This is a genomic window from Fuchsiella alkaliacetigena (genome assembly GCF_023227765.1).
In the GTDB taxonomy this organism is placed as follows: Bacteria; Bacillota; Halanaerobiia; order Halobacteroidales; family Acetohalobiaceae; genus Fuchsiella; species Fuchsiella alkaliacetigena.
Genome location: NZ_JALKBZ010000080.1, coordinates 1 through 6,929 on the forward strand (window position 1 = coordinate 1; position 6,929 = coordinate 6,929).

Consider the following 6,929-nt stretch of genomic DNA (forward strand, 5'->3'; position numbering starts at 1 on the left):
TTTTTTAAATTCAAACTGAGTATAAGAAATAAGATTGAGTTTTAAAATAAAATTTATTCATGCGATTGCCCTGATTGAATATTAAAAGGTTCTAGCTGAAGCTAGAACCTTTTAATGCCGATTCAGTTAGATTATTCAATTAAATCTTTGATTTCTTCCTTAGTAGCTACTTTACCTTCAACCTTAAGTTCACCATCAATAGCTAAACCAGGAGTTCTTAACACTCCAGCCATAGCTATTTCATTTATATCCTCTACTTTTTCAATTTCTACTTCAATTCCTAACTCTTCAATAGCTGCTTTAGCATTATTGGTTAAGTTAGTACAGTTCTTACAACCCGGGCCGTAAACCGTAATCTTCATTCTTCCACCCCCTTTTGTCTTTCGTATATATTTTAACTATAAAACCAAATTACCATAGATCACTCCTGAAATAGTTGACATTATAACTACTAAAACTACAAAAACAGCTGTCTTCTTAGTTCCAATCACGCTGCGAATTACTAACATATTAGGTAAGCTCAAAGCCGGGCCCGCTAAAAGTAAGGCTAGAGCCGGGCCCTCGCCCATTCCTAAGCCTAAAAGCCCTTGTAAGATTGGAATTTCTGTCAGCGTAGCAAAGTACATAAAAGCTCCTAAAATGGAAGCAACAAAGTTAGCTAATAAGGAATTACCCCCCACTAAGCTAGAAATCCACTCCGGAGGAATCAAGCCCGCCTCAGTTCCCGGTCGACCCATTAAAAAGCCAGCAATTAAAACACCAGCCAAGAGCAAAGGAGCAATCAGCTCAGCAAACTCCCAAGTAGAATCCAGCCAAGAAGAAATTTCTTCTCTATCAAACCAGAAATATAGCTGCCCCAATAAAACTAAGAACAGTCCGCCAGCTAAATACCATTTTACACTATAGATAGCTTGCCATAAGCCTACAGCCTGCTCCGGTTCAGTCCAAGTAACAAAGATTAAAATTAAAACCATAGTTGCAAAATAGATAATATTTTGCAAGCCACTTCGATTATTACTCTCTTCACTCGCAGTCTGCACAAAATCATCCATTCTTTCCTGTTCCTCTTCTTTAAAGATAACAGCCATCAGTAAGCCGATTACAATAGCAAAAACAACAGCTCCGACAATTCGAGCTAAACCCATTTGCCATCCTAATACCCTAGCGGTAAGTAAAATTGCTAGTACATTAATGGCGGGCCCGGAGTAAAGAAAGGCTATAGCTGGCCCAATTCCAGCTCCTCGCTTATAAATTCCAGCGAAAAGCGGTAGTATCGTACAGGAACAGACAGCAAGGATTGTTCCCGAAACAGAAGCTACTGAATAAGAAACCCACTTTTTAGCCTTACTCCCAAAATACTTTAACACAGCATCCTGAGAAATAAAATCAGCAATAGCTCCAGCGATAAAGAAAGCCGGTATTAGACAAAAGATAACGTGCTCTCTAGCATAATACTGAGTTAAAGCAAAAGCCTCCAAGATTGCTTCTTGAACACTAGCAGCATCAAAAGGAATTAACACTGCTGCTAAAAAAACGATTACATAGAGTGCTAATTTGTTTAGTCTACTCATTTTTAATCTCCCCCCCTCTCTCTGCATTAATTATATTATAATATAATTAATTACTAATATAATTAATATATAAAAAATATTAATCTTTCTTTAAAGCCATCTTAGTTTCATTAATTTGCTTAATTAACATTTTTTCAACTGTAGTTAAGACATCACAAATCTGTTCATCCTTAAGGCTATAGATGACCTTAACGCCATCCTTATAACTACTGACAATATTTTGCTCCTTTAAAATTTTTAAGTGCTGAGATATATTTGACTGACTTAGATCTAAATTTTCATAAATATCACAAACACATAGCTCTCCTTCGGCCTTTAACAACTCTAATATTCCAATTCTAGTAGGATGCCCTAGAGCTTTAAACAGATCACTTTTTAATTTATTAATTAATTCTGACATTATAAGTGCTCCTTTTAAAGATTACATTAATATATGCTAATGTAATTATAATTAATTGACTCCCAAATGTCAAGACTTTTAACAAAGTAACTTTATGCTGAGCTATATTCAAACCAGTGTCGAGTTCGATTAGCTATCCCTACTATTACTAACATCAAAGGAACCTCTACCAAAATACCTACCACCGTAGCCAAAGCCGCCCCCGAAGTAATTCCAAAAACTGAAATAGCCGTTGCTACAGCTAATTCAAAGAAGTTACTAGCTCCAATCATAGCTGCCGGAGCTGCTATAGGATGTTTCAACTTTAATTTTTTGGCGGTCAGATAAACTAAGAAAAAGATAAAGAAGGCTTGAATAGTAATTGGGAGAGCAATTATCAATACGTGTAAGGGATTATTAATTAAAGCATCTCCTTGGAAGGAAAATATGATAATCAAGGTAAGTAATAAACCGATAATAGTGATATTATCCAACTTTTTAAGAAATACATCTTCAAACCACTCGATTCCCTTGTTTTTAATTAAATAAACTCTAGATAAGTAGCCAGCAATTAAAGGTACTACAATATATAAAACTACAGATAATATAATTGTACTATAGGGAACAGTAAAATCAGTTACTCCTAATAATAGTATTACAATAGGTGCATAAGCAATAACTAAGATCGAATCATCCAAAGCTACCTGCACTAAAGTATAGCTAGGGTCGCCATCGGTTAAATAGCTCCACACAAAAACCATTGCTGTACAGGGAGCCGAACCTAAGAGAATGGCTCCGGCTATGTACTGATCTGCTAACTGCGGGCCCAAAAATCCACCAAAAATCTGTCTAAAAAATAACCAAGCAAAAAAAGCCATAGTAAAGGGTTTAATCAACCAGTTGCTAACTGTCACCATAGTTAAAGCCTTAGGCTTCTTACCAACTTCTAAGAGACTACCAAAATCAATCTGCACCATCATTGGATAGATCATAAACCAGATCAAAATAGCTACCGGAATTGAAACTTGGGCGTATTCAAATCTACTTAAAGTTTCTGGAATACCCGGCAAAAATCTACCGATCAAAACTCCAATTCCAATACAGATCGCTACCCAGATACTTAAGTACTTTTCAAAGAAGCCTAAGCCTTCCTTTTCTGGCTGAATATCTACTTCATCTTCATTATTCATAATTAGCTACCTCCCCACTATATCTAAATTTCTTAATCACTTCAATAGGTAATTTAACCACCCGAGATTGAAATTATACTGAAAATAGTGGGATTTTTAGCTAAAATTTTAATTAAGAATTAGCTTCTTTTTTCTCATCAACTTTAGTAGCTACAACCCCCAAAATAAAATCTAAAGCTCCCTCTGAATCTTTATCAACACAAATCCTATTTAATCTAGCTTGTTCCTGAGCCGACAGTTTAATATATACTTTACTCAAGTTAATCCCTCCTTTGAATTATTCAACTGTTCCCTCTAACTTTTTAATTCTCTCATTGATAGACTTTAATGTTTCTTCTACTGGATCAGGCAAATCACCGTGCTCTAAATCAATCTCTCCCTTAACCCGTTCTCCATCTTGAACAACTATCTTACCTGGAATACCTACTACCGTACAGTTTTCAGGTACTGGATCTAAAACAACAGCCCCTGCTCCTACTTTAACATTATCTCCAATTTTCATAGCTCCTAAAACTTTAGCTCCAGCACTCACCATTACGTTATTACCTAAGGTAGGGTGACGCTTTCCAGTTTCCTTGCCGGTTCCGCCTAAGGTTACTCCTTGATAAAGTGTTACATTATCACCTATTTCAGTAGTTTCTCCAATTACTACCCCCATACCGTGATCAATAAAGAAACCTTTTCCAATTTCAGCCCCTGGATGAATCTCAATTCCAGTAAAAAATCTGCTTATTTGTGAAATTAATCTTGGTAAAAGAGGCATCCTTTTATTATACAAAAAATGAGCAATTCTATGAGTAATAATAGAATGTAAACCTGAATAAGTCAATATCACCTCTAATAAACTCTTAGCCGCTGGATCTCTCTCAAAAATCACCTGAACATCATCTCTAATCAACTTTAACATCTTCATCACCACTTTTGGAATTGAATAATTTTATACTTAGTTAACAAGTAATGAACATTTATAGCTATGTTCATTAATCTAAGCTTATCACATTATGAGCCATTCGACTTTTCTGCTGTTTATCAATTTTAGCTGCTATAACTTTTACTAAAAAATCTAAAGCTTTTTGTGGGTCTTTATCAGCTCGAATTTGATCTAATTTAACTTGATCTTCTGCTGATAAAGTAATAAATACCTTTTTCAAATTAATCCCTCCCTCCTTCCTGGCTAAACTATTCAAATTTTCAGACTCTTACAGAGTCTATTCACCAAAATGAGGTCAACCAGGTATCCGATAGCCTAATTCCTCTTTAGCAATTCGGCCTGCTTCTAAAGCCTCTAATCCTACTTTAGCAGCTATTGCTCCTACAACTTCACAGCTAATCTCTTTTTTATCAGTTAAATCTTCCAGAGCCTTTTTGATAGCTTCCTTCTGTTCTTCTTTAACCATCACTCACACCTCCCCCCATAGAAAAAATAATTTACTTCATTCTGATATGTTTCCCCTCTAAACAACGAGACTTTTTACCAACTTTAGGTACTATTACTTCTTCTAGAAATTCCATTGCTCGTTCAGGATCCTTTTTTTGACGAAGCTGCTTCAATTTAGCTAAGTCATCTTCTTCAAGAATAACAAGTGATTTCTTATCCATACTATCCCCTCCTTTTTTTATCTAAAATTAGCAAAGAAAATTATAGTCGACGAATGGAGATGAATTTGAGCTAAGTTAATTTAAGAGTTTATAATTTCAGATAAGGCTTCAGTTAATTGCTCAATTTCTGCTTTAGTATTAAAATAACCTATGCTTAACCTAACCGTTCCTTCTTTCATAGTACCAATACAGCGATGAGCTTGAGGAGCACAATGAAGCCCAGCTCTAAGCATAATTCCATAGACTTCATCAAGCACTTTAGCTACATCTTGAGGTGGAAAGCCTTTAATGTTGAAAGAAATAACTGCTACTTGTTCCTCCACAGGACTATATACTTTTATTTCAGGGAGTTTAGCTAAACTTTTTAAAGCATAGTCTTTAAGTTTTTGTTCATGTTTCCAAATATTCTCTATTCCTTCTTCAAGGATAAATTCCACTCCCGCTCCTAAAGCTACTATTCCAGCTGCATTTTGAGTGCCTACTTCAAAGCGTTCTGGCAGATAATCAGGTTGACGCTCCAACAAGGAATTTCTACCAGTTCCTCCCTCTTTCAAGGGAGTTAACTTTAATTCAGGATTGATATAAAGACCTCCGGTTCCAGTAGGGCCTAATAAGCCTTTATGTCCAGTAAAAGCTAATAAATCAATATTTAGCTCTTCCACATCAATAGGATATATACCTGCTGTTTGAGCAGCATCGACTAATAAAGGAATTTCGTATCGGCGAGAAACTTCACCTGCTTCTTTAATCGGCAAAATAGTCCCAGTAACATTGGAGGCATGATTAAGAGCAATTAATTTTGTTTCCGGACGAATAGCCGCTACTAAGTCTTCTTTACTGAAAGGCCTTCCTTTTGGACAAGCAAGAACTGTTAATTCAATCATTCCCTTTTCTTCCAAAACTCTCAAAGGACGCCACATAGAATTGTGTTCTAAATGGCTAGTAATTACGTGATCACCTTTTTCTAAAAAGCCTTTTAAAGCTATATTTAATGCTTCCGTTACGTTAGCTGTAAAAACAATCTATTCTATTTTCTGAATATTAAAAAGCTGAGCTAATAATTGACGAGTTTTGATAACCATTTCTTCAGCTTTTAGAGCTTGCTGATAAGTACCTCGTCCTGGACTTACTCCTATTTGACGCAGATAATTATCTATAGTTTCATAAACTCTTTCCGGTTTGGGATAAGAAGTTGCTGCATTATCTAAATAAATAATTATCTCCCCCTTCCTTATTTATTAACCAATTCTATTCCCGTAATTTTCAATTCTCCCTGTTGAGCTAGTTTAGCAATAAAGAAATTCACACTTTTTTCGCTTATTTTCAATCTTTTAGCAATCTGATCTGGCTTGAGATTCTCAGTATTACTTTCTTCTTTAATAATTTTTATTATTTCTTCTTCAATAGCCTCCACCCAATCTTCAAATAAAGCTCTAACTTCTGGAGTTGCATAACTAGCAATCTCCATAGCTTTACCAGTAGATTCAGTCATTCGTTGACACATCTCCACAGGATTAAACCCCTTATTCATTTTATTAACCCTCCATTTTATTAGTAGATTTATTATTAACTTAAACATTTAGATTCAAAATAATCTAAATGTTTATTAAATAGCATCAGATCTCTAACTAGCTTAGAATTATTTAAAGAATAATAAACAAAGGTTCCTTCACGTTGACTGCTTATGATATTAGCTTCTCGTAAACCCTTTAAGTGAAAAGAAACCAATGGTTGAGAGAGTTCTGTATTTTCTATAGTTTTATCATTTATCTCCATTTCATATAAGCACTCCATTATATTAATATATACTTATATAAGTAAGTACTTTTATTTTATCTTACTTTTTATTTTTTTGCAAGCATATATTGGTTTTTAGTAAAGTAACTTAAAAAGTCTGCTTATTTTGTAGAGTATGCGAAGTAGTGAGAAGCCACCTTTAAATTACAGATCTATTTAAGGGTGGCGCTTCACTTAAGTTCTTTAATTAATTATAATTTTTTCTATTTACCCATCATTTCTCTGCACATTCTCATCATTTTTTCATCCATCATTTCCTTATCCATCATCTCTTTGCACATTTTCATCATCTTTTCATTCATCATTTTAGTCACCCCCTGTTGTGTTATTTTGTTAATAGAATATCCATTAACAATTTAAATCTTTGCACTTCACCTTAATTTTTCAATCAAA

General features: G+C 34.6%; 11 protein-coding genes and 1 pseudogene. All 12 read right to left on the reverse strand.

All coding sequences use genetic code 11. From position 1 onward, the window contains the following. Positions 1-131 precede the first annotated feature (131 nt). The 12 genes and pseudogenes from MWH30_RS13050 to MWH30_RS13105 all read right to left on the reverse strand — a co-directional run bounded on the left by MWH30_RS13050 (position 132) and on the right by MWH30_RS13105 (position 6,515). Positions 132-362: a thioredoxin family protein gene (locus MWH30_RS13050; protein ID WP_248664535.1), complete on the reverse strand. Its 231-nt coding sequence runs from the start codon at positions 360-362 to the stop codon at positions 132-134. Between the two features lie 36 nt (positions 363-398). Continuing rightward, a complete protein-coding gene (locus tag MWH30_RS13055; protein ID WP_248664536.1) occupies positions 399-1,571 on the reverse strand; it encodes a permease in 1,173 nt (390 codons plus the stop codon). A 79-nt stretch (positions 1,572-1,650) separates the two neighbouring features. After that, positions 1,651-1,971, reverse strand: coding sequence for an ArsR/SmtB family transcription factor (locus MWH30_RS13060; RefSeq protein WP_248664537.1), 321 nt, complete (start codon positions 1,969-1,971; stop codon positions 1,651-1,653). 92 nt (positions 1,972-2,063) lie between these two features. Further along, a complete protein-coding gene (gene arsB, locus MWH30_RS13065; RefSeq protein WP_248664538.1) occupies positions 2,064-3,140 on the reverse strand; it encodes an ACR3 family arsenite efflux transporter in 1,077 nt (358 codons plus the stop codon). A 112-nt stretch (positions 3,141-3,252) separates the two neighbouring features. Continuing rightward, complete coding sequence (locus MWH30_RS13070) at positions 3,253-3,399, reverse strand: hypothetical protein (RefSeq protein ID WP_248664539.1); 147 nt, start codon at positions 3,397-3,399, stop codon at positions 3,253-3,255. A gap of 18 nt (positions 3,400-3,417) precedes the next feature. After that, positions 3,418-4,047: a serine O-acetyltransferase gene (gene cysE / locus MWH30_RS13075; RefSeq protein ID WP_248664540.1), complete on the reverse strand. Its 630-nt coding sequence runs from the start codon at positions 4,045-4,047 to the stop codon at positions 3,418-3,420. A 73-nt stretch (positions 4,048-4,120) separates the two neighbouring features. Beyond that, on the reverse strand, positions 4,121-4,291 hold the full coding sequence (locus tag MWH30_RS13080; RefSeq protein WP_248664541.1) for a hypothetical protein: 171 nt from the start codon (positions 4,289-4,291) through the stop codon (positions 4,121-4,123). A 75-nt stretch (positions 4,292-4,366) separates the two neighbouring features. Then, on the reverse strand, positions 4,367-4,537 hold the full coding sequence (locus MWH30_RS13085) for a hypothetical protein (protein ID WP_248664542.1): 171 nt from the start codon (positions 4,535-4,537) through the stop codon (positions 4,367-4,369). A gap of 31 nt (positions 4,538-4,568) precedes the next feature. Further along, positions 4,569-4,739 carry a hypothetical protein gene (locus tag MWH30_RS13090; protein ID WP_248664543.1) on the reverse strand — a complete coding sequence of 57 codons (171 nt, stop codon included), beginning with the start codon at positions 4,737-4,739 and terminating at the stop codon, positions 4,569-4,571. Positions 4,740-4,819: 80 nt separating this feature from the next. Further along, positions 4,820-5,974: pseudogene (locus tag MWH30_RS13095) on the reverse strand (aminotransferase class V-fold PLP-dependent enzyme). Further along, positions 5,971-6,270 carry a hypothetical protein gene (locus MWH30_RS13100; protein ID WP_248664544.1) on the reverse strand — a complete coding sequence of 100 codons (300 nt, stop codon included), beginning with the start codon at positions 6,268-6,270 and terminating at the stop codon, positions 5,971-5,973. Before MWH30_RS13100 ends, MWH30_RS13095 begins: the two are co-directional and overlap by 4 nt. A gap of 35 nt (positions 6,271-6,305) precedes the next feature. Further along, complete coding sequence (locus MWH30_RS13105) at positions 6,306-6,515, reverse strand: ArsR family transcriptional regulator (RefSeq protein WP_248664545.1); 210 nt, start codon at positions 6,513-6,515, stop codon at positions 6,306-6,308. Between the last annotated feature and the right edge of the window lie 414 nt (positions 6,516-6,929).

Bases quoted from the DNA above. Each gene is read 5' to 3' on its own strand.
- MWH30_RS13050 (WP_248664535.1), bottom strand. From the start codon at position 362: ATGAAGATTACGGTTTACGGCCCGGGTTGTAAGAACTGTACTAACTTA.
- MWH30_RS13055 (WP_248664536.1), bottom strand. From the start codon at position 1,571: ATGAGTAGACTAAACAAATTAGCACTCTATGTAATCGTTTTTTTAGCA.
- MWH30_RS13060 (WP_248664537.1), bottom strand. From the start codon at position 1,971: ATGTCAGAATTAATTAATAAATTAAAAAGTGATCTGTTTAAAGCTCTA.
- arsB (WP_248664538.1), bottom strand. From the start codon at position 3,140: ATGAATAATGAAGATGAAGTAGATATTCAGCCAGAAAAGGAAGGCTTA.
- cysE (WP_248664540.1), bottom strand. From the start codon at position 4,047: ATGTTAAAGTTGATTAGAGATGATGTTCAGGTGATTTTTGAGAGAGAT.
- MWH30_RS13085 (WP_248664542.1), bottom strand. From the start codon at position 4,537: ATGGTTAAAGAAGAACAGAAGGAAGCTATCAAAAAGGCTCTGGAAGAT.
- MWH30_RS13090 (WP_248664543.1), bottom strand. From the start codon at position 4,739: ATGGATAAGAAATCACTTGTTATTCTTGAAGAAGATGACTTAGCTAAA.
- MWH30_RS13100 (WP_248664544.1), bottom strand. From the start codon at position 6,270: ATGAATAAGGGGTTTAATCCTGTGGAGATGTGTCAACGAATGACTGAA.
- MWH30_RS13105 (WP_248664545.1), bottom strand. From the start codon at position 6,515: ATGGAGATAAATGATAAAACTATAGAAAATACAGAACTCTCTCAACCA.